Origin of the sequence: Streptomyces sp. NBC_01451, from assembly GCF_036227485.1 — a bacterium.
Taxonomy (GTDB): Bacteria; Actinomycetota; Actinomycetes; order Streptomycetales; family Streptomycetaceae; genus Streptomyces.
Genome location: NZ_CP109479.1, coordinates 1,574,844 through 1,598,359 on the forward strand (window position 1 = coordinate 1,574,844; position 23,516 = coordinate 1,598,359).

The 23,516-nt window shown below is 71.2% G+C and carries 22 protein-coding genes; 10 read left to right on the plus strand and 12 right to left on the minus strand.

Going from position 1 to position 23,516, the window contains the following annotated elements; all coding sequences use genetic code 11:
- The first annotated feature begins 2 nt into the window (after nucleotides 1-2).
- From OG595_RS06830 to pssA, 4 genes are all read left to right on the plus strand, one after another.
- Nucleotides 3-515: a MaoC family dehydratase gene (locus tag OG595_RS06830; protein WP_329268951.1), complete on the plus strand. Its 513-nt coding sequence runs from the start codon at nucleotides 3-5 to the stop codon at nucleotides 513-515.
- Nucleotides 516-517: 2 nt separating this feature from the next.
- Nucleotides 518-1,723, plus strand: a complete 1,206-nt coding sequence (locus tag OG595_RS06835; RefSeq protein ID WP_329268952.1) for an acyl-CoA dehydrogenase family protein — start codon at nucleotides 518-520, stop codon at nucleotides 1,721-1,723.
- A 169-nt stretch (nucleotides 1,724-1,892) separates the two neighbouring features.
- Nucleotides 1,893-2,549, plus strand: a complete 657-nt coding sequence (locus OG595_RS06840) for a phosphatidylserine decarboxylase (RefSeq protein WP_329268955.1) — start codon at nucleotides 1,893-1,895, stop codon at nucleotides 2,547-2,549.
- Between the two features lie 16 nt (nucleotides 2,550-2,565).
- Nucleotides 2,566-3,387 carry a CDP-diacylglycerol--serine O-phosphatidyltransferase gene (pssA, locus tag OG595_RS06845; RefSeq protein WP_164415860.1) on the plus strand — a complete coding sequence of 274 codons (822 nt, stop codon included), beginning with the start codon at nucleotides 2,566-2,568 and terminating at the stop codon, nucleotides 3,385-3,387.
- 107 nt (nucleotides 3,388-3,494) lie between these two features.
- On the opposite strand, the gene OG595_RS06850 is transcribed toward pssA, so the two are convergent.
- From OG595_RS06850 to OG595_RS06870, 5 genes are read right to left on the minus strand one after another with little or no spacing between them, the layout of a single operon-like run.
- Nucleotides 3,495-4,766, minus strand: a complete 1,272-nt coding sequence (locus OG595_RS06850; protein ID WP_329268958.1) for an ABC transporter substrate-binding protein — start codon at nucleotides 4,764-4,766, stop codon at nucleotides 3,495-3,497.
- Entirely contained in the window at nucleotides 4,763-5,869 is a 1,107-nt protein-coding gene (locus OG595_RS06855) for a branched-chain amino acid ABC transporter permease (protein WP_329268961.1), read from the minus strand. The genes OG595_RS06850 and OG595_RS06855 overlap by 4 nt, the downstream gene beginning before the upstream one ends.
- On the minus strand, nucleotides 5,862-6,752 hold the full coding sequence (locus OG595_RS06860; RefSeq protein WP_164415737.1) for a branched-chain amino acid ABC transporter permease: 891 nt from the start codon (nucleotides 6,750-6,752) through the stop codon (nucleotides 5,862-5,864). Before OG595_RS06860 ends, OG595_RS06855 begins: the two co-directional genes overlap by 8 nt.
- Entirely contained in the window at nucleotides 6,749-7,534 is a 786-nt protein-coding gene (locus OG595_RS06865) for an ABC transporter ATP-binding protein (protein WP_329282699.1), read from the minus strand. Before OG595_RS06865 ends, OG595_RS06860 begins: the two co-directional genes overlap by 4 nt.
- A 36-nt stretch (nucleotides 7,535-7,570) precedes the next feature.
- The gene (locus tag OG595_RS06870; protein WP_329268965.1) at nucleotides 7,571-8,512 is read right to left on the minus strand and encodes an ABC transporter ATP-binding protein; all 942 of its coding nucleotides are present in this window, start codon (nucleotides 8,510-8,512) and stop codon (nucleotides 7,571-7,573) included.
- Nucleotides 8,513-8,710: 198 nt separating this feature from the next.
- On the opposite strand from OG595_RS06870, the gene OG595_RS06875 reads away from it, so the two are divergent.
- Nucleotides 8,711-9,946, plus strand: a complete 1,236-nt coding sequence (locus OG595_RS06875) for a PucR family transcriptional regulator (RefSeq protein WP_329268967.1) — start codon at nucleotides 8,711-8,713, stop codon at nucleotides 9,944-9,946.
- 22 nt (nucleotides 9,947-9,968) lie between these two features.
- On the opposite strand, the gene OG595_RS06880 is transcribed toward OG595_RS06875, so the two are convergent.
- Nucleotides 9,969-11,087 carry a glycerate kinase gene (locus OG595_RS06880; protein ID WP_329282702.1) on the minus strand — a complete coding sequence of 373 codons (1,119 nt, stop codon included), beginning with the start codon at nucleotides 11,085-11,087 and terminating at the stop codon, nucleotides 9,969-9,971.
- A 194-nt stretch (nucleotides 11,088-11,281) separates the two neighbouring features.
- Between OG595_RS06880 and OG595_RS06885 the strand changes: the two genes are divergently transcribed.
- The gene (locus OG595_RS06885; RefSeq protein ID WP_329268969.1) at nucleotides 11,282-12,376 is read left to right on the plus strand and encodes an ADP-ribosylglycohydrolase family protein; all 1,095 of its coding nucleotides are present in this window, start codon (nucleotides 11,282-11,284) and stop codon (nucleotides 12,374-12,376) included.
- A gap of 51 nt (nucleotides 12,377-12,427) precedes the next feature.
- Entirely contained in the window at nucleotides 12,428-12,919 is a 492-nt protein-coding gene (locus OG595_RS06890) for an NUDIX hydrolase (protein ID WP_329268972.1), read from the plus strand.
- 21 nt (nucleotides 12,920-12,940) lie between these two features.
- On the opposite strand, the gene OG595_RS06895 is transcribed toward OG595_RS06890, so the two are convergent.
- On the minus strand, nucleotides 12,941-13,147 hold the full coding sequence (locus OG595_RS06895) for a DUF2191 domain-containing protein (RefSeq protein WP_329268973.1): 207 nt from the start codon (nucleotides 13,145-13,147) through the stop codon (nucleotides 12,941-12,943).
- A gap of 107 nt (nucleotides 13,148-13,254) precedes the next feature.
- Between OG595_RS06895 and OG595_RS06900 the strand changes: the two genes are divergently transcribed.
- Nucleotides 13,255-13,992 (plus strand): SIR2 family NAD-dependent protein deacylase, encoded by a 738-nt coding sequence (locus tag OG595_RS06900; RefSeq protein ID WP_329268974.1) that lies wholly within the window; start codon nucleotides 13,255-13,257, stop codon nucleotides 13,990-13,992.
- 11 nt (nucleotides 13,993-14,003) lie between these two features.
- Here OG595_RS06900 and OG595_RS06905 read toward each other — a convergent pair whose 3' ends face one another.
- The 3 genes from OG595_RS06905 to OG595_RS06915 all read right to left on the minus strand — a co-directional run bounded on the left by OG595_RS06905 (nucleotide 14,004) and on the right by OG595_RS06915 (nucleotide 18,753).
- Nucleotides 14,004-16,526, minus strand: a complete 2,523-nt coding sequence (locus OG595_RS06905) for a glycoside hydrolase family 2 protein (RefSeq protein WP_329268976.1) — start codon at nucleotides 16,524-16,526, stop codon at nucleotides 14,004-14,006.
- A gap of 215 nt (nucleotides 16,527-16,741) precedes the next feature.
- Nucleotides 16,742-17,224, minus strand: coding sequence for a methylated-DNA--[protein]-cysteine S-methyltransferase (locus OG595_RS06910; RefSeq protein WP_329268979.1), 483 nt, complete (start codon nucleotides 17,222-17,224; stop codon nucleotides 16,742-16,744).
- Entirely contained in the window at nucleotides 17,221-18,753 is a 1,533-nt protein-coding gene (locus OG595_RS06915; protein ID WP_329268982.1) for an AlkA N-terminal domain-containing protein, read from the minus strand. Before OG595_RS06915 ends, OG595_RS06910 begins: the two co-directional genes overlap by 4 nt.
- 311 nt (nucleotides 18,754-19,064) lie before the next feature.
- Here OG595_RS06915 and OG595_RS06920 point away from each other — a divergent pair, with 311 nt between their 5' ends.
- On the plus strand, nucleotides 19,065-20,771 hold the full coding sequence (locus OG595_RS06920; RefSeq protein WP_329282703.1) for a SulP family inorganic anion transporter: 1,707 nt from the start codon (nucleotides 19,065-19,067) through the stop codon (nucleotides 20,769-20,771).
- Between the two features lie 292 nt (nucleotides 20,772-21,063).
- Complete coding sequence (locus OG595_RS06925) at nucleotides 21,064-21,414, plus strand: ArsR/SmtB family transcription factor (RefSeq protein WP_329268985.1); 351 nt, start codon at nucleotides 21,064-21,066, stop codon at nucleotides 21,412-21,414.
- 155 nt (nucleotides 21,415-21,569) lie between these two features.
- On the opposite strand, the gene OG595_RS06930 is transcribed toward OG595_RS06925, so the two are convergent.
- Together OG595_RS06930 and OG595_RS06935 are read right to left on the minus strand one after the other, a co-directional pair.
- A complete protein-coding gene (locus OG595_RS06930) occupies nucleotides 21,570-22,082 on the minus strand; it encodes an O-acetyl-ADP-ribose deacetylase (RefSeq protein WP_329268988.1) in 513 nt (170 codons plus the stop codon).
- Nucleotides 22,079-23,488 (minus strand): phytoene desaturase family protein, encoded by a 1,410-nt coding sequence (locus OG595_RS06935; protein WP_329282705.1) that lies wholly within the window; start codon nucleotides 23,486-23,488, stop codon nucleotides 22,079-22,081. The genes OG595_RS06930 and OG595_RS06935 overlap by 4 nt, the downstream gene beginning before the upstream one ends.
- Between the last annotated feature and the right edge of the window lie 28 nt (nucleotides 23,489-23,516).

Here is a 23,516-nt window from a genome sequence, read left to right on the forward strand (position 1 = left end):
CCATGCAGTTCGGACGCACCTACGAGGAGTTCGAGGTCGGCGCGGTCTACAAGCACTGGCCCGGGAAGACCGTCACGGAGTACGACGACCATCTGTTCTGCCTCCTGACGATGAACCACCACCCGCTCCACATGGACGCCAACTATGCGGAGAACACGACCGACTTCGGCAAGAACGTCGTCGTGGGGAACTACATCTACTCCCTGCTGCTGGGCATGTCCGTACCGGACGTGTCGGGCAAGGCGATCGCGAACCTGGAGGTCGAGTCGCTGAAGCACGTGGCGCCGACCTTCCACGGCGACACGATCTACGGCGAGACGACCGTCCTCGACAAGACGCCCTCCCGGTCGAAGAACGACCGCGGAATCGTCCACGTGGAGACGAAGGGCTACAAGCAGGACGGCACGCTGGTCTGTGTGTTCCGCCGCAAGGTGATGGTGCCGACCGAGACGTACATCAAGGAGCGCGGCGGCGAGCAGCCCGGCCGCCCCGAGCTCAAGGAACAGGTGAAGTAGCCATGGCGCGACTCGCCCAGACCGCCGGTCTGACCGACGTCCAGCAGGAGATCCTGTCCACGGTCCGGGACTTCGTGGACAAGGAGATCATCCCGGTCGCGACCGGGCTGGAGCACCGCGACGAGTATCCGCAGCAGATCGTCGACGGCCTCAAGGAGTTGGGCCTGTTCGGCCTGATGATCCCCGAGGAGTACGGCGGCCTCGGCGAGTCGCTCCTGACGTACGCGCTGTGCGTCGAGGAGATCGCGCGTGGCTGGATGTCGGTCTCCGGGATCATCAACACCCACTTCATCGTGGCGTACATGCTCAAGCAGCACGGCACCCAGGAGCAGAAGGACCACTTCCTGCCGAGGATGGCGGCGGGCGACGTCCGCGGCGCCTTCTCGATGTCGGAGCCGGCGCTCGGCTCGGACGTGTCGGCGATCACCTCGAAGGCGGTCAAGGACGGCGACGAGTACGTCCTCAACGGCCAGAAGATGTGGCTGACGAACGGCGGAACGTCCAACCTGGTCGCCGTACTCGTCCGAAGTGACGAAGGACACCCGGAGGGGACCGCGCCCCACAAGTCGATGACCACCTTCCTGGTCGAGAAGGAGCCGGGCTTCGGTGAGGTCCGGCCCGGTCTCACCATCCCGGGCAAGATCGACAAGATGGGCTACAAGGGTGTCGATACCACCGAACTCATCATGGACGGACTGCGAATTCCGGCCAATCGCGTTCTCGGTGGCACCACCGGCCGGGGTTTTTACCAAATGATGGACGGCGTCGAGGTGGGACGTGTCAATGTCGCCGCACGTGGCTGCGGTGTCGCTCAGCGTGCGTTCGAACTCGGCGTCTCGTATGCCCAGCAACGGCACACTTTCGGCAAGCCGATCGCCCAGCACCAGGCGATCCAGTTCAAGCTGGCCGAGATGGCTACCAAGGTCGAAGCCGCCCATGCGATGATGGTTAACGCGGCACGCAAAAAGGACTCCGGTGAGCGAAACGACCTCGAAGCAGGGATGGCGAAGTACCTCGCCTCCGAGTACTGCAAAGAGGTCGTGGAAGACGCCTTCCGGATCCACGGCGGCTACGGCTTCTCCAAGGAGTACGAGATCGAGCGCCTCTACCGGGAGGCACCGATGCTGCTGATCGGCGAAGGGACCGCCGAGATCCAGAAAATGATCATCGGGCGCAGGTTGCTCGAAGAGTACAAATTCCAGGGCTGATTGTCCGCTTCGGGGTGTTTTCTTGGAGAAGAAGATCACACCCCGTCAGCACTCTTCAGCCGTCGACTCGGCTTCCTGGCTTACCCAGTTGTGGTCGTGAGCCGCTACGATCGCCGGAAAGCCGCCGTCCCCTGATACAGCGCGGCATCATCCGCTACGAAGGTCATCCATGCCCCACAGCCAAACCTCTGCACCTCGCGACAGCCTGGCAGGCGTACGCCTGGCGCGCGGAGCATCGCCGTGGCTCCTCCCGACCGTCGCCACCGCAGCCCTCAGCCTGGTACGCGCGCGCAAGTCCGGCGCCGCCAAGGCCGTGGCCGTACCCGCCACCGCGCTGGCGGCGGGCATGCTGTGGTTCTTCCGCGACCCCGAGCGCGAGATCACCCAGGGCCGGGTCATCTCTCCCGCCGACGGCGTGGTCCAGAGCATCATGCCCTGGAAGGACGGCCGTACCCGCGTCGCGATCTTCATGAGCCCGCTCAACGTACACGTCAACCGCGCGCCTCTCTCCGGCACGGTGACGTCCGTCGAGCACATCCCGGGCGGGTTCGTTCCGGCGTTCAACAAGGAGAGCGAGAACAACGAGAGAGTCGTCTGGCACTTCGACACCGAACTCGGTGACATCGAGATGATCCAGATCGCCGGTGCGGTCGCTCGCCGCATCGTCCCGTACGTCCCGCAGGGCACGAAGGTCGAGCAGGGCGACCGGATCGGCCTGATCCGCTTCGGCTCGCGCGTCGACATCTACCTCCCCGAGGGTGTCGAGGCCGCGGTCGAGGTCGGCCAGAAGACGGTGGCAGGGGTGACTCGCATTGACCGTGATTGATCCCGAGACCCAGTGGGTGCCGGAGGCCGACGAGGTGGGTGACGACGAGGAGGAGATGCCTCTTTCTCTCCGCCTCTCAATAGCGGACACCCTCACCCTCGGCAACGCCACCTGTGGCTTCATGGCGGTGTACTTCACCACCACGGGCATCCTGATCCCGCACCTCACCGGCAGTGACGAGTCGGGCATGGCCCGTCACTCGGCGGCGACCGCGGTGATCCTGATGCTCTGCGCGGCGGTCTTCGACCTCTTCGACGGTCTGGTCGCCCGCAAGCTGCGCTCCTCCCCCATGGGCGCCGAGCTGGACAACCTCTCCGACCTGATCAGCTTCGGTCTCGCGCCGGCGTACTTCGTGCTGGTGTACGGCATGGTCGCGGACGACGCGTACCAGAAGGTGGCCGCGGTCGGCGCGATCGTCGTCCTGCTCGCCGTGGTGCTGAGACTCGCGAGATTCTCGTGCGTGACGGTGAAGGACGGCACCTTCCAGGGCATGCCGAGTCCCTTCGGCGCCCTGACGGTCGTCTCGATCGTGCTTCTGGAACTGCCGTTCGTGGCCACGCTCATGGCCATCGTCGGCACCGCCTGGCTGATGGTGAGCCGGGTCGAGTACCCGAAGCCGCGGGGTCCCCTCGCGATCGCGATGATCGCCTGGATCGTCTCCGGAATGGGCCTCCTGGCGGCCTGGGCCTTCGACGCCCCCGGCGGCCAGCTCCTCCTCCAGACCGGCTGCGCCCTGCAGCTCGTCCTGGGCGCGGTGATCCCGCTGTTCGCCACGGCCCGCCGGGTGAACAACTTCCGCGGCACCCGCCGCGAGGCACGGGCGGCACAGCTGCCGTAGCACCGCGCTGGCAGCCAGTCGTACGGAGGGCCCCGAACCGGACGGTTCGGGGCCCTCCGCGTTGCGTGCGGGGTTCTCCGGGCCCATGCCAGGGCCCATGCCAGGGCTCACGCGCCCGGCGAGTAACCCTCCGCGACGGACGACGCCTCGGACTCCCGTACGACCTTCATGCCTCCTGTCGCGCTCTTGTCGGGCTGGAGGATCACGCTCTCCTTGGAGGAGGGGGACTTCGGGTCGGTGAAGTCCTGCGGGCTGCCGAAGCCGACGTCGAACGCGTTGATCGTCAGCAGGGCCTTGTCCACGCCCTCGCGGGTGAGGTCCTTGCTCGCGCAGGCCTTCTTCAGTGCCTCGCCGAAGACGGAGGCCGCCGTCCAGCCGGCCACCACGCCGTTGTCCAGCGAGTCGCTCGGGTACGCGGCCCGGTAGTCGGCCACGAGTTTCTGCGCCTGCGGGGTGTCCGCCCCGATGGGCAGGGACGGTGAGGCGACCCAGTAGTTCGCGGACAGGGCCGGGCCCGCCTGGGTGGCCAGGAGCTGCGGGGCGAAGGCCGAGTTGTTGCCGATGACCGGGACGCCGAAGCCGCCGGCCGCGGCCACTCCGACCAGCGAGGCGGCCTGGCGCGGTCCGGCGCTGATCACGATCGCCTTGACGCCCGCCTGTTTCAACGCGGCGACCTGGGCGGTCATGTCGTTGTCGGTCGGCTTGATCTTCTGCTCGACGATCGTCAGCCCCGACTTCTCCGCCATGTACTTGGCACCGGCCAGGGCGCTCTCCCCGTAGTCCCCCTCGAAGTAGACATGACCGATCTTGTCGCCCTTCTTGATCCCCTTCTCATTGATCAGGAAGTCGATCGCATTGATCGTCTCGATGTCGTACGTTGACCCGATCACGCGTATGTACGGACTGCCGAGCAGTGAGGCGGCCCACGCCTGCGGCAGCACCAGGACCTTGTCCTGGCCGTCGATGCGCTGTTTCACCGCCGCGACGAACGGCGAGCCGATGAACTGGGCGAAGCCCAGCACCTTCGGTGCCAGCTCCGTGTAGCCGGAGACGGCCTTCTGCGGGTCGTAGCCGTGGTCGCGGACGGTCAGGGCCACCTGACGGCCGCAGACGCCTCCAACGGCGTTCAGCTGCTTCACGTAGAGCTGCTGGGCCTGGGTGACGCTCTTGCCGAGGGTCGCGTAGACCCCGGTCATGTCCGTGAGCGCGCCGAGCGTGATCGTCCTGTCGGACACGCCCACGTCGGTCTTGACGCCGCCCGCCGACGCCGAAGCGCTGTCGCCCCCGTCGTCGTCCTTGGCCTTGGAGCTGCACCCGGCCACTGCGAGCAGCACGGCGAGCGCGCCCGCGGCGGCTCGGGCCGCGTATCTCGTGGTCATCGTTCCTCCCCTGGATTGCGTCCGAAGCGGCGCCGGGCGGCGGCCAGTCTGACCAGCCCGCCCGGCAGGAAGAGCACCACCGCCACGACGGCGGCGCCGTACAGGTACCGGGACGCCTCGCCCGGTGCGATCCCGCCCGTGCCCGGGGCGGAGACCAGCGGCAGGGCGTCGCTGTAGCGGGTCAGCAGCTGCGGCAGCAGCGAGACGAAGGCCGCGCCGACCACCGCCCCGGAGACCGAGCCGAGCCCGCCGATGACGATCATGGCGAGGTACTCCAGCGAGAGCGTGATGCCGTAGTAGTCGGGCACGGTCCGCTGGAAGACGAGGGCGAGCAGGACGCCGGCCAGCCCCGCGTACATCGAGGACAGGACGAAGACGGCGGCACGGTAGCGGGCCACGGGCACGCCGATCACCCCGGCGGCGATGCGGTGGTCGCGGACGGCGTTCATGGCCCGCCCCGGGCGCCCGCGCAGGACGCCACGGGCGAACAGCGCGCCCCCGAGCAGGAGGACGAGCCCGGCGTACCAGAGCTTCTCGGCGGAGCCGAACGGCACGTCGGCGACCAGGAGCTCACGGTCGTCGAAGGTGAGGCCGAAGAGGCTCAGCGGCGGTACGTCACGGCCGTTGAAGCCGCCGGTGAGATCTCGGGCGTTGAACAGGACGTGCTGGCCGATGAAGATCAGGGCGATGGTGGCGATACCGAGGTAGGGGCCGCGCAGGCGGCCGGCGATCGGGCTGAACAGGCCGCCCGCGGCGCCCGCGACGAGCGTGGCGAGCACGACCGCGAGCCAGGTGGGCAGTCCCAGCCCGGTGAGCCCGTCGTCCCCGTCGGCGGCGAACACGCAGTAGCCGTAGGCGCCGACCGCGAGGAAGAAGGCGTGGCCCATGGAGAGCTGGCCGGTGGCGCCGGTGAGGAGGTTGATGCCGATGGCGCCGATCGCGGCGGCCATGGCGAACAGGCCCGCCTGGAGCCAGAAGCGGTCCAGGTAGAACGGGAGGGCGAGGAGCAGAAGGGCGCCCGCGGCGGCCGTGTACGTGCGCGCGTGCGGTCGGCGGAGCGCGCTTCGGGGCTCGGTGGCCGGGTCGGCGAGGACGTCAGACACGGGCGGGCTCCTTCGTGCCGAAGAGCCCGGCGGGCCGGACGAGCAGGATCGCGACCATGACCAGATAGGGCGCGAGGTCGCCGAGGCCCCGGCCCATGAAGGCCAGGTCGCTCTGGTAGCCGGTGGCGAGGGACTCGGTGACGCCCACCACCAGGCCGCCGACGAGGGCGCCGGTCGTGGAGTCGAGGCCGCCGAGGATGGCGGCCGGGAACGCCTTGAACGCGGCGAGGGAGGTGGCCCGTTCCAGTCCCGGGGTCGGGAAGACGGTGAGGAAGAGGGCGGCGACGGCCGCGAGTCCGCCCGCGACGGCCCAGGCGCCGAGCGAGACCCGGCCCAGCCTGACCCCCATGAGGGCTGCCGTCTCCGGGCTCTCGGCCGCCGCGCGCATCGCCACGCCCCAGCTCGTGTAGCGGAACGCGAGCAGGAAGGCGGTGATGAGCAGGGCCGCGGCGACGAAGGCGGCGATCCGGGTGTGCGCGAGCGAGATCGGGCCGAGGGTGAGGACGGCGTCGCCCCAGGGGTCGCCGAGCGCGAGGACGTCCGTACCGAGGCGGCGGGTGAGTTCGGTGGTCAGCAGGATGTCGACGCCGATGGTGACGATGGCCAGCACACTGTGGTCGCCGCCCCGGGCGCGGCGCATCACCAGGAACTCCACGGCCGCGCCGACGAGCGCGGCCCCGGCGATTCCCGCGAGCAGCGCGGGCCAGAAGCCGATGTCGTCGTGGAGGGAGGCGGTGACGTAGCCGCCGGCGAGCAGCAGGGAGGCGTGCGCGAAGTTGACGACCTCCGTGGCTCGGAAGATCACGACGAAGCCGAGGGCGATGAGGGCGTAGACGGAGCCCATGGAGATGCCGTTGAGGAGCAGTTCGGCGAAGGTGCTCACGGGGTGGCCTCCTCGCCGAGATAGGCCCGTACGACGTCCGGGTCGTTCTGTACGTCCGCCGGGGCCCCGTCCGCGATCAGGCGGCCGAAGTCCAGGACGGTGACGGTGTCCGCGAGTCTCATCACCACCCCCATGTCGTGCTCCACCAGGACGATCGAGATGCCGAGGCTGTCGCGGACACCGGCGATGACGGCCGCGACCCGGCGCCGTTCGTCGGCGGTCATCCCGGCCACCGGTTCGTCGAGGAGCAGCAGCCGTGGCTCCATGCACAGGGCCCGGGCGAGTTCCGCGAGCTTCTGCTGCCCGTAGGGCAGGGAGCCGGCGGGGCGCCCCAGGTGCTCCTCCAGGCCGACGAACCCGGCGATCTCCCGTACCCGCGCGCGGTGCCTGCGTTCCTCGCGGGCCGCCGACGGCAGCCGGAGTCCGGCGGCGACGAAGCCGGTCCTGGTCAGCCGGTGGCGGCCGAGCAGCAGGCTGTCCTCGACGGTGGCGTGGGGCGGCAGGGCGAGGTTCTGGAAGATGCGGGCGACACCGAGGCCGGCGATGCGGTGCGGGGGCATGCCGGTCAGCTCGTGCTCGCCGAAGCGGACGCTGCCGGAGGTGGCCCGGTAGACACCGGACAGGACGTTGAAGCAGGTGGACTTGCCCGCGCCGTTGGGGCCGATCAGGGCGTGGACGGTGCCGGGGCGGACCGTGAAGGTGACGTCGTCGAGGGCGAGGAGCCCGGCGAAGCGCACGGTGAGGTGATCAACGTTGAGGGACGGTACGGATTGCTCGTCAATGGTGGATGCAGGTCCGTCAAGTGTGGTCAATGTGGATCAACCCTCCCATCTGGTCAACCTCGGAGTGGACCGTGTCGACCCGGACGCACCCGCTCCGGTCATCGCCCCTGCCGCGTCCGCCGCCGCGTCCTCGTCCACCACTCCCAGGTAGCGGCGGCGCACCTCGTCGGAGGCGGCGAGTTCGGCGCAGGGGCCGGAGAGGGTGACCTCGCCGACCTCCAGGACGTATGCCTGCGTGGCCAGCTTCAGAGCCAGGGCGGCGTTCTGTTCGACGAGCAGGATGGAGGTGCCCTGGGCGTTGATCTCACGCACGGTGTCGGCGATGCGCGCGGCCATCAGCGGGGCCAGGCCGAGTGACGGCTCGTCGAGGAGCAGGACCTTGGGGGCGGCCATGAGGGCGCGCGCGACGGCCAGCATCTGCTGCTCGCCGCCCGACAGCAGCCCGGCGCGCTGCTGGGCGCGCTCGGCGAGGACGGGGAACAGTTCGTGCACGCGGCGCAGGGCGGCGGCCCGTTCCACGCGTCCGCCGCTCGCGCCCAGGGCTCCGGCACGCAGATTGTCGGCGACCGTCATCCGGGCGAACACCCGCCGTCCTTCGGGGACTTGGGACACCCCGGCGGCCACCACCCGGTCGGGGGCGAGCCCGTCGATCCGGCGTCCGCCGAGGGTGACGGTGCCGCCGGTCGTCGCCCCGCCCTGGAAGGACAGGGTGCGGCTGATGGCGCGCAGCAGCGTGGACTTGCCGGCGCCGTTGCCGCCCAGCACCGTCACGACGGCGGCCTCGGGCACCTCCAGCGACACCTGACGGAGGGCGCGCACGGGCCCGTAGCCGACCGTCAGGTCCCGTACGACGAGGGCGGCGCCACCGGAGGTCCCGCCCGGAGTCCCGCCCGAGGTCCTGCGCGGCGTCCTGTCCGCTGAACCGCCCGGGGAACCGTCCGGAGAACCGCCCGGAGATCCCCTTGTCCCACCGCCCATGGCGTCCGCTCCCTCCCGCACACACGTCCGGTGTGGCGCTCACCCCAGCACCGCGTCCGGCGTCCGTCCACGGGTCGCGGCCGAAACCGCGGCGAAACGTGGCCGGGGACCAGCGGACTCCGCCGCCCGTTGTGCGCGTGCACAACGCTGCGTGTCAGGGGCCTGCCGAAGGGGAGCGGACGGTGGCATCCTCCGCTCATGGGACCGCGCAGAAGGCGTACGGGTCATGACTGGCAGGTGCTCGCCGAGTCCTGCACGGCACTGCTGGAACGGGTGCCGGAGCTGGTCGACGAACATGTGCGGCAACTGTCGGAGCACTCCCCCGTCTACGGGCAGGTCCTCCCGTACGACCAGCAGTGGCGGGAGGCGGAGGAGGCGATGCGGATCGGCATCGGGACGATCTCCGCGCCCCGGGGCTCACCGCGCCGCGACCTGGAGTACGCGGAGGACGCGGGCCGGCGCCGCGCCCAGCAGGGGCTGCCGCTGGAGCTCCTGGTGCACGCGTACCGGAGTGCGGGCTATCTGGTCTGGGACGCGCTGCTGGAGGGCGCGGGCGGCCAGGACCCGGAACGGCTCGGTGTGCTGATGCGGTCGGCGACCCTGGTGTGGTCGGCGATCGACGCGCAGGCGGCGACGGCGTCGGAGGCCTACCGGGCGACCGAGATGGAGCTACGGCGGCGTACAGACGAGCAGTTGCAGGCATTGCTGGACGCCCTGCTCGACGGTCAGGAGTCGCCGGGGCTGGCCGCCAGGGCAGCGGCGGGGCTCGATCTGCCGGAGCGGGGCGCGTACGCCGTGGTGGTGCTGCGGGCGGAGCGGCGGGACCCCCGGGAGGCCTTCCACCGGCCGTTACGGGGCGCCGGGTACCGGTTCGTGTGGCGGATGCGGGCCGACCAGGAGGTCGGCGTGGTGCTACTGGGGCCCGACCAGGGGCTCGACGCGGTGGCGCAGGCGCTGAGCGGGCGGTGTTCGGGAGCGGGCGGGATCAGTCCCGTCGTCCCGGGGCTGGCCGAGCTGGGGCGGGCCCGGCGGCTGGCGGAACTGGCGTTGCGTACCTGCCCGCCGGACGCCGACGAGGTCGTACGGCTGGATCAGCGGATGCCGACGGCGCTGGTGGTGAGCCAGCCGGAACTCGCGAACCGGCTGGTCTCGTCCGTCTTCGGCGCCCTGGTCGGGCTGGAACCGGCCGACCGGGACGTGCTGCTGGAGACGCTGGACGTGTGGCTGGCCTGCGAGGGCTCGGCGGGACGGGCCGCGGGACGGCTGTACTGCCACCGCAACACGGTGTTCAACCGGCTGCGGCGGCTGGAACAGCTGACGTCCCGGTCACTGGCCAGGCCGCGCGATCTGATCGAGATGACGCTGGCGCTGGACGCGTACCGGCTGTCGGGGCCGACGGGCGCGCAGGAGGAGGCCGCACGGCTCGCCCAATGACGTGGTCGGCGTCCCGCGGGCCTCAGACCAGGAAGTCCCGTCCGATGTTCTCCGCGACCCGCTCCAGGAGCGGCCCGGCGTCCGCGATGCACTTGGCGAGGTCCGGCTCGATCTCCGTCAGGGGGTACGCGCGTCGGATGCCGGCCCGGCCCAGTGCCTCCGGGCGCAGGGCGAGGCGTCCGCAGACCGCGACGACCTCGCGGCCCTCGGCCCGGGCCGCCGCCGCGACACCGGCCGGGGCCTTGCCGTGCAGGGTCTGCTCGTCGAGGGAACCCTCACCGGTGATCACCAGCGTGGCGCGGTCCAGGGCCGCCGCGAAGCCGAGGACGTCGAGCATGACCTCGATGCCCGGCCGGAACCGGGCGCCGAGAACCAGGGCGCCGTAGCCGATGCCGCCGGCGGCGCCCGCACCCGGGGCGGCCGCGTACTCGGCGGCCTTCGCGCCGAGCGCCGTCTCCAGGACCTTCGCGTAGTGCGCGAGGGACTCGTCCAGAGCGGCCACGTCGTCCGGGGAGGCACCCTTCTGCGGGCCGTACACCGCGGGCGCGCCCTTCGGCCCGGTCAGCGGGTTGTCCACATCGCTGGCCAGCACGAAGTCGACGTCCGCGAGACGGGTGTCGAGGCCCGAGAGGTCGGCCGTGGCGAGACCGTCCAGGCCGCCGCCCCCGGGCGGGACGGGCTCGCCGTCGGCGTCCAGGAAGCGTGCGCCGAGCGCGGACAGCATGCCCGCGCCCCCGTCGGTGGTGGCGCTGCCGCCGACCCCGAAGACGATCGTGCGCGCGCCCGCGTCGAGCGCGGCCCGCAGCAGTTCGCCGGAGCCGTACGTCGATGCCGTGAGCGGCGCGAAGACGCCCGCGGGCAGCCGCTGGAGCCCGCTCGCCTCCGCCATCTCCACCACGGCGGTGTCTCCGCGCAGCGCGAACGCGGCCGTCACCTCGTGCCCGAGCGGTCCCGCGACCCGTACCTCACGCCGTTCGAATCCGGCGGCGACCGCGGCGGCCACCGTTCCGTCGCCGCCGTCGGCCACGGGCAGCGACTCGACCTCGACACCGGGGGCGGCCCTGCGCAGCCCGGCGGTCACCCGCTCGGCGACCTCCACAGCCGTCAGCGACCCCTTGAACTTGTCGGCGGCGATCAGCACCCGAGCCGTCCGCACACCTGTCACCTTCGCCGATACCGCAGCGTCCGCCACCCTGTTTTCCCCTTGCTCTCGGCCCCGAACCAGCAGGGCAGTCGCGCCGCTGCGACCTTAACCGCAGGGGACCCGCCCCGTCATGCCTTCCCGGCCGCTCACAGCAGGGCATCCGTGCCGGCGCGAAGTGGTAGACCGGACACATGACCCCTGTACGAACCGGGCCCGACGTCGCCGACCGCGTCCTCGGCGGCTGGCTGGGCCGCGTCGCGGGCAACATGCTCGGCAAGCCGGTCGAACAGGGCGACCACTGGACGCGCGACCGCATCGACCGCTATCTGCGCCTGACGGGCGCCCTGCCGCTCACCGACTACCTGCCCGGGCCGCCGCCCGACAGCGAGGACGGGGAGGGCGGGACGGACGGCTTCGAACTGCGCCCCGAGTGGCGTCGGTGCGTACGCGGCCGGATCCACGGCAGCTGCCGTGACGACGACGTCGACTACGCGATCCTCGGCCTGGCCCTGCTGGAGACACACGGTTTCGGCTTCAGCACCGAGCAGGTCGGCGAACTGTGGCTGCTGCGCCTGCCGTTCCTCCAGACGTTCACGGCGGAACGCGCCGCCTACCGCAACCTCACCGCCGGTCTCAGGCCGCCGCTGACCGCCACGTACGACAACCCGTACCAGGAGTGGATCGGCGCCCTGATCCGCGCCGACATCTACGGCTGGACCTGCCCGGACGACCCCCGCCGCGCCGCCCACCTCGCCCGCAGGGACGCCGTCCTCTCCCACACGGGCAACGGCGTGTACGGGGCGATGTTCGCGGCGGCACTGATCTCGGCGGCGTTCACGGCACCCACTGTGCGCCACGCCCTGGACACGGCGCTGACGGTGATCCCGACGAGCAGCCGACTGGCCCGTACGGTGCGCCGGGTCTTGTCGCTGCACGAGGCCCGGCTGACCTGGGAGGACACGCTCGATGCGGTCGCCGGGGAGACCGCCGGGCTCGGCTGGATCCACACGGTGCCGAACGTCGCCGTCCTCACCGCGGGGCTGCTGTACGGGGACGGCGACTTCACCCGCACGATCACCCTGACCGTCCGGGGCGGCCTGGACACCGACTCAAACGGCGCGACCGCGGGCTCGGTGGCGGGCGTGCTGTGCGGCGCGCGGGCGATCCCGAGCCGGTGGAAGGACCCGCTGGAGGACACCGTACGCAGCGCGGTGTTCGGCTTCGACGGGGTGCGGATCAGCGAACTGGCGGAGCGGACCGTTCGGTTGGGCCACCCGCAGGTGTGACGGAACACCGACGGGCCTCACCGGGCCATCTGCCCTGGTTACGCTTCCCGGATGACCATCCAAGACTTCGCCACGTACATCGCCGGCCTGCCCCGTGTGCTGGCCGGCGCCGCCGCGCTCTTCCGTGACGCCGACGGACGGATCCTGCTCGTCGAGCCCAACTACCGTGACGGCTGGGCACTTCCGGGCGGCACGATCGAGTCGGACGACGGGGAGACCCCACGCCAGGGCGCGCGCCGGGAGACCCTTGAGGAGATCGGCCTCGACCGTGAACCCGGCCGCCTGCTGGCTGTCGACTGGGTCCACATCGCGGGCCACCCGCCGCTGGTGGCGTATCTGTACGACGGTGGTGTGCTCGGCGAGGACGAGCTCAAGTCGATCAGGTTGCAGGAGGAGGAGCTGCTGTCGTGGCGGCTCGTGGCGCGCGAGGACCTCGCCGAGTACCTCCAGGGCTCCCTGGGCCGCCGGGTCCTGCACGCCCTCGACGTCCTGGCGGCGGGCGGGGGAACCGCGGAACTGGAGAACGGCAGCCGGGTGGCCTGACGCGCACCCCGGGAGGCGGGTTCAGCCCTGGACGTCCGGCGGCGTCACCTCGTCCGCCGCCCGCCGAGTGTCGTCGCGCTCGGCGACCCGGGCCTCTGTCCGGTGACCGCGCGTGATGCAGTCACGTACGACGAGTTCGACGGCGTCCTGAGGGTTCTCGACGCCTGCGAGCACCATGCCCTCGACGACGAGTCCGGCGTCGAGGGACACGGAGACCTCGGCTGCCATGGGGCGGACACCAACACCGGGCGCCTGTTCGTGCACCGGCCGTGGAGGACGGGCCTCGCGCCGATAACCGGTCGCCGACCCGAACCCCGGGACCTACCCTCGGCACCATGACCAAGCCCCTCGTCGCCGTGCTCAGCGGCGCCGGCATCTCGACCGATTCCGGCATCCCTGACTATCGGGGCCCGAGCGGCCTGTGGCGGCGCGATCCCGAGGCCGAGAAGCTCGTGACGTACGAGTACTACATGAGCGATCCCGAGATCCGGCGCCGTTCCTGGCGGATGCGGCGCGATAACGAGACCCTGCGGGCCGAGCCCAACGCCGCGCACCTGGCCGTGGCCGAGCTGGAGCGGGCCGGGGTGCCCGTGCGGGTGATCACGCAGAACGTGGACGGGCTGCACCAGCTCGCCGGGATGCCGGCTCGGAAGGTACTCGAACTGCACGGCACCGCAAGGGAGTTCGTGTGCACCGAGTGCCATGCGCGCGGTCCCATGGAGGACGCTCTCGCCCGGGTGGAGGCCGGTGAGGACGATCCGCCGTGTCTGACGTGCGGGGGGATTCTGAAGTCGGCGACGGTGATGTTCGGTCAGCGCCTCGACCCGGTCGTCCTCGGTGACGCCCTCGCCGTCACCAAGGCCTGCCAGGTGTTCATCGCCGTCGGAAGCAGCCTCCAGGTCCACCCCGCCGCCGGGCTCGTCGGTGTCGCCGCCGACCACGGCGCCCGGCTCGTCATCGTCAACGCCGAGCCGACCCCGTACGACGACCGGGCCGACGAGGTCGTACGGGAACCGATCGGCACGGCCCTGCCCCAACTGCTGCGCGGGCTGCGGGAGTTCGGGGCGGCCTAGGCGCACGGGGTTCACAGCGGCGGGGGCTCCGTGAGTCCTCCCGTCGTCTCGACGGGTGTGGACGTGATCGTCACCGTGGCGGTGGCCAGGCCGTTGCGGGTGGCGCGGACGGTGACGGGGCCCGCGGTGCGCGTCGTGCGTACGAAGACTCTGTTGATGCCCGCCTCCGTGCTGACGTACGACTGGAACACGCTGTACGGGACGCCCGGGTTGTGGCCGCCGAGCAGTTTCGCCGGGCCGGTGACCGTGAAGTCCACGCGAGCCTGGTCGGTGGGTACGCGGCGGCCCGCCGAGTCCACCGCCTCGACGTCGATCATCGCAACGTCGGTGCCGTCGGCCTTCAGACCGTCGGGTGAGACGTGTGCGGTGAGCCGGAGGGCGGCCGGTGTGCCAGTCGTCTGTTTCTGGGCGCGGGTCAGTTCGGTGCCGGCCGAGTCGTAGCCGACGGCTGTGATCGTGCCGGACTGCCAGGTGATGTTCGCGAAGGTGTGCAGGAAGTCGTACTGCGGGGCGGTGGACGTACCGACCGACCTGCCGTTGACCAGCAGGTCCACCCGGGCGACGCCCGCCGCCATGACGTACACCGGCTTCACCGTGCCGGACGGGTAGGTCCAGTGGCCGACGATGTGGAGGTCGGGGGTCGGGCTCTGCATGACGCGGTGGGTGTAGTAGGTCTCCTTGGGGATGCGCACCGCGTCGACGCGGCCGGAGAGGCGGCACGTCTCCCAGTTGTACTGGCGGCCGTGCTGGTTGGAGTCCGCCCAGGTCAGGGCCGCCGCTCCCGAGTAGCGTTGGTTGCCCGGCCCTTGGATGCGCTGGCTCCAGAACTCGTAGCGGTAGCTGGCGGCCACGGTCGCGGCGAAGTCCTCGGAGGTCCAGTGGTAGGTGACGTCGGGGCCGGTGACGTAGCCGAAGTCGGGTGGGGAGGCGGTGTCCCAGACACGGCGGGGGGCCTCGTCGCGGGTGAACTCGGACTCGATGAGGGGCATGCGGTCGCGGGCGTAGTCGCTGTAGTGGCGGTTGAGCATCGTGCCGATGTACTCGCACTGGTCGACGGCCGCCGTGCCGCCGTAGGCGGAGTTGTCGGAGGTGGCCCGGGAGCCGATCGCGCGCATGCCGCCGGGGTCCCAGGTCTGCTTCAGTGCGCGCATCTGCCGCTGGTGGTCGGCGGTCAGCCAGTTGTTGCCGGACTCCCAGAACAGGATGCTCGGGCTGTTGCGGAAGTAGATCATCACGTCCCGCATCGCGGCGAGGCGCTGGTCCCACTGCACGCCGGTGACGTCGGCCTCCTTGTCCCCGGCGGGCTGGACCGACACCAGCCCGTACCGGTCGGTCATCCGGATGTTCGCGGGCTGCGCGGCGAGGTGCATCCAGCGGATCAGGTTGGCGTTGCTCTCCCGGATGAGCCGGCCGTCGTGGTCGCGCAGCCACTCGGGTACGGCGTCGCCGAGCACCGCCCATTCGTTGGTGGCGCGCTGCGCGTAACCGGTGAGGAAGATCTGCCTGTCGTTGATGTACACGCCGCCGGTGCTCGCCCCGCCACGGAACTCGGCCTTCCGGAAGCCGGTGCGCACCGTGTACGTGTCCACGACCGTCGTCCCCTCCGCGAGTGTCAGCCGCACGGTGTAGAGGGCCGGATACGACGGCGACCAGAAGTTCAGCCTGCTGATCCGGCTGCCGACCTTGACGACATGGCTGGTACCGGCGGCCAGGGTGACCGTGGAGGCGGGCAGCGTGCCCACGGGCACGCCCTGCTCGTCGAGGACTTCGGCGGACACCGACAGCGTCCGGGACCGGTCCTCCTCGTTGCTGATCTGCGCCTCCGCGTTGATCGTCGCGGTGTGGCCGGAGACGTTGACGGCGGACGGGTAGACGTAGGTCCCCGTGGTGCCCAGGTTGCTGTGGAGCGGGAGCGTGAAGTGGGTCTTCGGGACGACGTGCAGGACGACGTTGCGGGTGAGGCCGCCGAAGGTGGGGTTGAAGTCCCGGGTGTCCCACTGGAAGGGCATCCCGGTAGCGGATTCCGGCCGCCACTTGGTGTTGTCCGCGCAGATCGCGAGCACGTTGTCGGCGCCGAACAGGACCTCGTCGGTGAGGTCGAAGCCGAAGGGTGTGACGCCGGCTTCGTAACTGCCGATCAGGACGCCGTTGAGGTGGACGGTGGCGGCCTGGCGGATGCCCTCCAGTTCCAGGATCACCTTGTGGCCCGCCTGCTCGACCGGTAACTGAAAGCGCTTGCGATACCAGGTCGGCTGCATCGCCACCGAGGACTCGCCCGAGCTGCCGATCCAGTTGTCGAAGGAGTCCACGTCGTTGTAGGTGTGCGGCGCGCTGACCACGGCCCACCCGGAGTCGTCGAACGTGGCGCGTTCGGCGCCGGCGACATTCGACCTGATGAACCGCCAGTCGAGATTCAGGCCGAAGGTCTGCCGCCCCACTGCTTCGACCTGCACCGCCGACGCCGTCCCGCCCGTCGGCAGGGCCACCGCACCCACACCCACGGCGGCCCCTTGCAGCACACGCCGTCTGCTCACACCACCGGATTCGGACGGCGTGGAACCTGCGGAACGGCTGGTGAACTCCATCGTCTACCGCCCTTCGAGGCGCGCGCCCATCGGCACACCCGCCCAGATCATTGCCATGAACGCGACAGAAAGCGCTTCACATCATGCGCCGGGGCGCGGCGGGCTACAAGGTGCGGGACGAAGGTGGAGGGGAGTACGGGGTGCGGGGCGAAGGCGCGGAGGAGTCAGAAGAGCGCCGGCCCCCGTTCGAAGTCCAGCAGTCGCTGCTTGCGCTCCAGGCCGCCCCCGTACCCGGTGAGGCTGCCGTCGGCGCCGACCACCCGGTGGCAGGGCACGATGATGCCGACCGGGTTCCTGCCGTTGGCGAGGCCCACGGCCCGGGACGCCTTCGGACTGCCGAGGGCGTGGGCGAGTTCGCCGTACGAGCGGGTCTCGCCGTACGGGATACGGCACAGCTGCTCCCAGACACTGCGCTGGAAGTCGGTTCCGGGCAGGCGGAGTTCGAGGGTGAACTCCTTCAACTCCCCCCGGAAGTAGGCCTCCAGCTGGTCGGCCGTTTCCCCGAAAGGCGTGTCGTCGCGGGCGCCGAAGTTCTCCTCGGGCGGACGGTGACGCTGGCCGACCATGTAGAGGCCGCAGAGGACCCCGTCGTCGGCCACGAGGGTGAGGGGGCCGTACGGGCTGTCGATGACCGTGTGCTGCCTCATTGCTGCTCCTGACGTCCTGATGCGGGAAGGAAGTTGATCGGGTGGCTGTCCGTCGCCCACAGGTACTGGACCGCGTACGCCCGCCACGGCCGCCAGGCTGCCGCGTGTGCGGTGAGCGCGGCCGGTGTCGACGGGAGGCCCAACTCCTTTGCCGCGCGGCGGATTCCGAGGTCCGTGGGGAGAAACGCGTCGGGGTCGCCGAGGGCACGCATCGCGATGACGTCGACGGTCCAGGGGCCGAAGCCGGGCAGGGCGAGGAGCCGGGCGCGGGCCTGGGGCCAGTCGCTCTCGACCCCCAGGTGAATTGTTCCGTCGGCGAGTTGACGGACAAGGGTGGTGAATGTGGTCCGCCGGGTGCGGGGCATGGCCAGGGACTCGGGGTCGAGGGCGGCCAGCGCCCGCGGGGTCGGGAAGAGGTGGGTGAGGCCGCCCTCCGGATCGCCGACCGGGTCGCCGTACGCCGTGACGAGCCGGGCCGCGTGGGTACGGGCGGCGGCCGTGGAGACCTGCTGGCCCAGTACCGCCCGTACGGCGAACTCCGCCTCGTCGACCGTGCGCGGGACCCGCCGCCCCGGGGCCTTCGCGACGAGCGGCGCCAGCAACGGATCCGTACGCAGCTGCTCGTCGACCGCGACCGGATCGGCGTCCAGGTCGAGCAGCCGGCGGCACCGGCTGATGGCGACGGGCAGGTCGCGCAGGTCGCTGAGGGTGAGGCGGCACGCGATGTGGTCGGCTTTCGGGGCGAGGGCGACGACGCCGTGTCCGTAAGGAAGACGCAGGGTCCGACGGTAGGCGCCGTCGCGCCATTCCTCCACGCCGGGTACGGCGGTCGCGGCGAGGTGGCCGAAGAGGTTGTCGGGGTTGAGCGGGGCGCGGAAGGGGAGGCGGAGGTTCAGGGCGGCCGGGGTGCCGATGGGCGTGGCCGCGCCGCTCGGACGGGCGTCGGCGCGTGGCTTCGGGAGGCGGGCGCGGAGTTCGCTCGGGGAGAGGGCGAAGACCTCGCGGACGGTGTCGTTGAAGGTGCGGATCGAGGAGAAGCCGGCCGCGAAGGCGATCTCCGCCATGGGCAGCGCGGTCGTCTCGACGAGGAGCCGTGCGGTCTGGGCGCGCTGGGCGCGGGCGAGGGCGAGCGGACCGGCGCCCAGTTCGGCGAGGAGCTGCCGTTCGACCTGGCGGGTGCTGTAGCCGAGGCGGGCGGCGAGGCCGGGGACGCCCTCGCGGTCCACGATCCCGTCGCCGATCAGCCGCATCGCGCGGGCCACGAGGTCGGCGCGCTGGTTCCACTCCGGTGAGCCGGGGCTGGTGTCGGGCCGGCACCGTTTGCAGGCGCGGAATCCCGCCTGCTGACAGGCCGCCGCGCTCGGGTAGAAGGTCATGTTCTCGGGTTTGGGCGGCACCACCGGGCAGCTGGGCCGGCAGTAGATCCGGGTGGTCAGGACCGCCGTGAAGAACCAGCCGTCGAAGCGCGCGTCCTTGGACCGGACGGCGCGTACGCAGTGCTCGGTGTCGGTGTGCATGGCGTTCCGCATACGTCCAGCATCGGTGCTGGGCCGGGCCGGGGCTGGCGGGAATCCGACATCAAGGTGGCGTGTCCAGGGAGGTCCCGGATCGGACAGCTGCGCAGTGACACAGCAGGGATGCAGAATTGCATAATTTCGCAATTGGCTAGATGCTCTATTGGCTGTGTTCGCAGATAGCTGCGTCGGTCCAGACAGCCAGGTGGAGAGAAGGAGCCGGACGTGTCCGTTTCGCTGTACCAGGTCACCCCGGAGTGAGCGGCGCGGTCCGCGCATGGGGATCGGTACGGTCCCTGCTTCCCGTGCGTGCCGACGTCGAGGCGATGGCCCGCGATCCGCGCCGGGATCTCCTCGCCGGGCTGACCGTGGCGATCGTGGCGCTCCCCCTCGCACTCGGCTTCGGAGTGTCCTCCGGCCTCGGTGCGGCGGCGGGACTGGCGACCGCGGTGGTCGCGGGCGCGCTGGCCGCGGTGTTCGGCGGATCGAATCTGCAGGTGTCGGGGCCGACCGGGGCGATGACCGTGGTCCTCGTACCGATCGTCGCCCGGTACGGGCCGGGCGGTGTGCTGACCGTCGGACTGCTGGCCGGGCTGCTGCTGATCGGGCTCGCCCTGGCCCGTGCGGGCAAGTACATGCGATATGTGCCCGCCCCCGTCGTCGAGGGCTTCACGCTCGGTATCGCCTGCGTCATCGGCCTTCAGCAGCTGCCGAACGCGCTGGGCGTGGCGCGGCCCGAGGGCGACAAGGTCCTCACCGTCGCCTGGCGCGCCGTCGAGGCTTTCGTCCGCCATCCCAACTGGACGGCGCTCGTGCTGGCCGCGGGTGTCGCGCTCGTCATGCTGGTCGGTGCGCGATGGCGGCCGACCGTCCCGTTCTCGATCGTGGCGGTGATCGTCGCCACCGTCCTGGCCCAGGTCTTCCGGCTGGACGCGGCCGCTCCGATCGGAGATCTGCCCGCCGGCCTGCCCGCACCCTCGCTGGCGTTCCTCGACCTGTCCGCGCTGTCCTCGCTGCTCGCTCCGGCCGTGGCGGTGGCGGCGCTGGCCGCGCTGGAGTCGCTGCTGTCGGCGACCGTCGCGGACGGCATGACGGTCGGCCAGCGGCACGACCCGGACCGGGAACTGTTCGGGCAGGGCGTCGCCAACCTCGCCGCTCCGTTGTTCGGCGGCGTCCCGGCCACGGCAGCGATCGCCCGGACCGCCGTGAACGTCCGTTCGGGTGCCGGTTCCCGGCTCGCCGCGCTCACCCATGCCGTGGTCCTGGCGGTGATCGTCTTCGCGGCGGCGCCGCTGGTCTCGAAGATTCCGCTGGCCGCGCTGGCAGGCGTCCTGCTGGCCACCGCGATCCGCATGGTCGAAGTCGGTTCACTGCGGGCGATGGCCAGGGCGACCCGCTCCGACGCGCTGATCCTGGTTCTCACCGCCGTCGCCACCCTCGCCCTCGACCTGGTGTACGCGGTGATCATCGGCCTGGTCGTCGCGGGGGCCCTGGCGCTCAGGGCCGTGGCCATGCAGGCCCGCCTCGACGAGGTCCCGCTGGACCGGGACGACCACAGCGCCGAGGAGCACGCCCTGCTGGCCGAGCACATCGTCGCCTACCGCATCGACGGGCCGCTGTTCTTCGCCGCCGCCCACCGTTTCCTGCTTGAGCTGACCGAGGTGGCGGACGTACGGGTCGTGATCCTGCGGATGTCCCGGGTGTCGACCGTGGACGCGACGGGCGCGCTGGTCCTCAAGGACGCGGTCCAGAAACTGAACCGGCGCGGCATCGTCGTCATGTTCTCCGGAATACGCTCCGGCCAGCGTCAGGTCCTCGACTCCGTCGGCCTGTTGGGCCTGCTGCGCCAGGAGGAGCGTGAGTACGGCACCACCCCCGAGGCGATCCGGGGAGCGCGCGCCCACCTGGAATCCACCGGAGTCCTGACCGCCGTACCGGCCCCGAGGGCCAGGAACGGGCCAAGGAGCGCGGCCCGGGCCAGGAACACCACCACGGACGGGTCCACGGGCAACGGCGAGGGGTCGCCCCGATGAGCACCACCCCCGCCACCCGGTACGCGGCCGACGTGTCCGGAGCCGATGCGGCCCTCCCCCGCCCCCGCAGGGACCTGGGACGCGGGCCCGCGCGCCGTACGCCCACCCGCCGGTCGCGCTTCCCGCGGGACGGGGCGACCGGGATCCGTGCGGCCCGGTGTCCCCGGCCGGATTCTGTCCGGCGGGCGTCGCGGGCGAGGATGAGCGCCATGGTGTTCATGAATGGGTGGGTGCGATGCGCCGAGGATCGGCCGGCGCGGTCGTACCGCTGCCCCGGGGAGGCGACGGCGCGATGAGCACGCCGCTGTACCAACTCAAGGCCGAGTTCTTCAAGACCCTCGGTCATCCGGCCCGTATCCGCGTCCTGGAACTGCTGAGCGAACGTGAGCACGCGGTCGCGGAGATGCTGCCCGAGGTCGGCATCGAACCCGCGCACCTCTCGCAGCAGTTGGCGGTGTTACGGCGGGCCAACCTGGTCGTCACCCGCAAGGAGGGCTCGACCGTGTACTACTCGCTGACCAGCCCGCACGTGGCCGAACTGCTCCGGGTCGCGCGGGTCATCCTGTCCGGCGTGCTGGCCGGACAGGCGGAACTGCTGGCCGACCTGCGGGCAACCCAGGGGGAGGCCGAACCGTCACCCTGACGTCGCGACGGCCCGTGACCGCTCCGGCCCGGGGCCGCCCGTCGCCGGGTCCGGTGTCCCGGGCCTCACCATGGGCGCCTCGGCCCGGGCACGTGGACCCGGCCTTCATACGGGCGCTCGCACCCGCACCGGTCAACGGGACCGAACCCCCGCCGTCAGCAGTGCACTTGCGCGGCGAACGCCTCGTACGCCTGATCGTCGAAGAGGACGAACCGTACCTCCTCGACCGCGCTCTCCGTGGCCCGCACGGTCTCCACCGCGATACGAGCCGCGTCCTGCATCGGCCACCCGAAGATGCCGGCGGAGACGGCGGGGAACACCACCGTGCGGGCGCCGAGTTCGTCGGCGACCCTGAGCGACTCCTGATAGCACGAGGCCAGCAGTGCCGACCGGTCCTCCTCGGGGAGGAAGCGGGGCCCCACCGTGTGGATCACCCAGCGCGCGTCGAGCTTGCCCGCGGTCGTGGCGACAGCCTGGCCGGTGGCCAGACCCTTGCCGTAGTGGCCGGCGCGCAGTGCCCGGCAGGCCGCGAGGATCTCGGGGCCGCCCCTGCGGTGGATCGCTCCGTCCACGCCTCCGCCGCCCAGGAGTGACGAGTTGGCCGCGTTGACGATCGCGTCGGCACTCTGTCGGGTGATGTCGCCCTTGACGAGCGTGATGGCGGTCATGGCTGCCTCAGCCTTCTCCAGACGGCCTTCGCCGCGTTGTGTCCCGACATTCCGTGCACGCCCGGACCCGGCGGGGTGGCCGACGAGCAGATGAAGACGGCCGGGTGCGGGGTGGCGTACGGGAACAGGGAGAGCCTGGGGCGCATCACGAGCTGGAGGCCGCTGGCCGCGCCGGATCCGATGTCTCCGCCGACGTAGTTGGCGTTGCGGGCCGCGAGTTGGGGCGGCCCGGCGGTCGCGCGGGCGAGGACCCGGTCGCGGAAGCCGGGGGCGAAGCGTTCCAGTTGGCGCTCGATGGCGTCGGTGAGGTCGCCCGTCCAGCCGTTCGGGACGTGTCCGTAGGCCCAGAAGACCTGCTTGCCCGCGGGGGCCCGGGAGGGGTCGACGGCGCTCGGCTGGACGGTGATCAGGAAGGGGGTCTCGGGTGCCCGGCCCTCACGGGAGGCGGCGCGCAGGGCGGTGTCGATCTCGGCCCGGTCCGCGGCGACCTGGACGGTGGTCGCCGTGCGGGCCTCCGGCGCTGTCCAGGGCACGGGGCCGTCCAGCGCGTAGTCGATCTTGAAGACGCCCGCGCCGTAGCGATAGCGCTCGTAGTAGCCGCCGAAGCCCGCGATGCGGGCCAGTGCGGTCGGTGAGGTGTCGAAGACGTACGCACGCGCGGGTGGCAGGTCGTCCAGCCGCTTGACCTCGTAGTCGGTGTGGACTGCGCCGCCGAGGTCCGTCAGGTACGCGGTGAGCGCGTCGGAGATCGACTGGGAACCGCCTCGGGCGACCGGCCACCCGCGGGCGTGTGCCGCCAGGGCGAAGACCAGGCCGACGGCGCCGGTGGCGACCCCGTTCAGCGGGGCCATGACGTGTCCGACGAGGCCTGCGAACAGTGCTTTCGCCCGCTCGTCGCGGAAGCGGCGCATCAGCCAGGTCGAGGGTGGCAGGCCGGCCAGACCGAAGCGGGCGAGAGTGACCGGGTCGCGGGGCAGCGAGGTCAGGGGCAGCGACATGAAGTCGTGAGCCAGCGTGTCCCACCTGCTGAGGAACGGCTCGACCAGCCTGCGGTAGGCGCCCGCGTCACGCGGCCCGAAGGAGGCGGCCGTCTCGGCCACGGAACGGGACAGCACCGCGGCCGTGCCGTCCAGGAAGGGGTGCGCCATGGGCAGGTCGGCGTGCAGCCACTCCAGCCCGTACCTCGCCAGCGGCATCGCCCTGAACGCCGGGGAGTTGACGCCGAGCGGGTGCGCCGCCGAGCAGGGGTCGTGCCGGAAGCCGGGCAGCGTCAGCTCTTCCGTCCGGGCACCACCGCCCACGGTGTCGCGTGCCTCGAAGACGGCGACGGAGAAGCCCCGCCGGGCCAGCTCCACGGCAGCCGTCAACCCGTTGGGGCCCGCCCCCACCACGACCACATCGAGCATCGACGGCACCTTCGGACTCCTTTGTCGG

Coding starts and splice junctions, on each gene's coding strand:
- OG595_RS06830 (WP_329268951.1), top strand. CDS start 3: ATGCAGTTCGGACGCACCTACGAGGAGTTCGAGGTCGGCGCGGTCTAC.
- OG595_RS06835 (WP_329268952.1), top strand. CDS start 518: ATGGCGCGACTCGCCCAGACCGCCGGTCTGACCGACGTCCAGCAGGAG.
- OG595_RS06840 (WP_329268955.1), top strand. CDS start 1,893: ATGCCCCACAGCCAAACCTCTGCACCTCGCGACAGCCTGGCAGGCGTA.
- OG595_RS06850 (WP_329268958.1), bottom strand. CDS start 4,766: ATGACCACGAGATACGCGGCCCGAGCCGCCGCGGGCGCGCTCGCCGTG.
- OG595_RS06870 (WP_329268965.1), bottom strand. CDS start 8,512: ATGGGCGGTGGGACAAGGGGATCTCCGGGCGGTTCTCCGGACGGTTCC.
- OG595_RS06875 (WP_329268967.1), top strand. CDS start 8,711: ATGGGACCGCGCAGAAGGCGTACGGGTCATGACTGGCAGGTGCTCGCC.
- OG595_RS06885 (WP_329268969.1), top strand. CDS start 11,282: ATGACCCCTGTACGAACCGGGCCCGACGTCGCCGACCGCGTCCTCGGC.
- OG595_RS06890 (WP_329268972.1), top strand. CDS start 12,428: ATGACCATCCAAGACTTCGCCACGTACATCGCCGGCCTGCCCCGTGTG.
- OG595_RS06895 (WP_329268973.1), bottom strand. CDS start 13,147: ATGGCAGCCGAGGTCTCCGTGTCCCTCGACGCCGGACTCGTCGTCGAG.
- OG595_RS06900 (WP_329268974.1), top strand. CDS start 13,255: ATGACCAAGCCCCTCGTCGCCGTGCTCAGCGGCGCCGGCATCTCGACC.
- OG595_RS06910 (WP_329268979.1), bottom strand. CDS start 17,224: ATGAGGCAGCACACGGTCATCGACAGCCCGTACGGCCCCCTCACCCTC.
- OG595_RS06915 (WP_329268982.1), bottom strand. CDS start 18,753: ATGCGGAACGCCATGCACACCGACACCGAGCACTGCGTACGCGCCGTC.
- OG595_RS06920 (WP_329282703.1), top strand. CDS start 19,065: ATGGCCCGCGATCCGCGCCGGGATCTCCTCGCCGGGCTGACCGTGGCG.
- OG595_RS06925 (WP_329268985.1), top strand. CDS start 21,064: ATGAGCACGCCGCTGTACCAACTCAAGGCCGAGTTCTTCAAGACCCTC.
- OG595_RS06930 (WP_329268988.1), bottom strand. CDS start 22,082: ATGACCGCCATCACGCTCGTCAAGGGCGACATCACCCGACAGAGTGCC.
- OG595_RS06935 (WP_329282705.1), bottom strand. CDS start 23,488: ATGCTCGATGTGGTCGTGGTGGGGGCGGGCCCCAACGGGTTGACGGCT.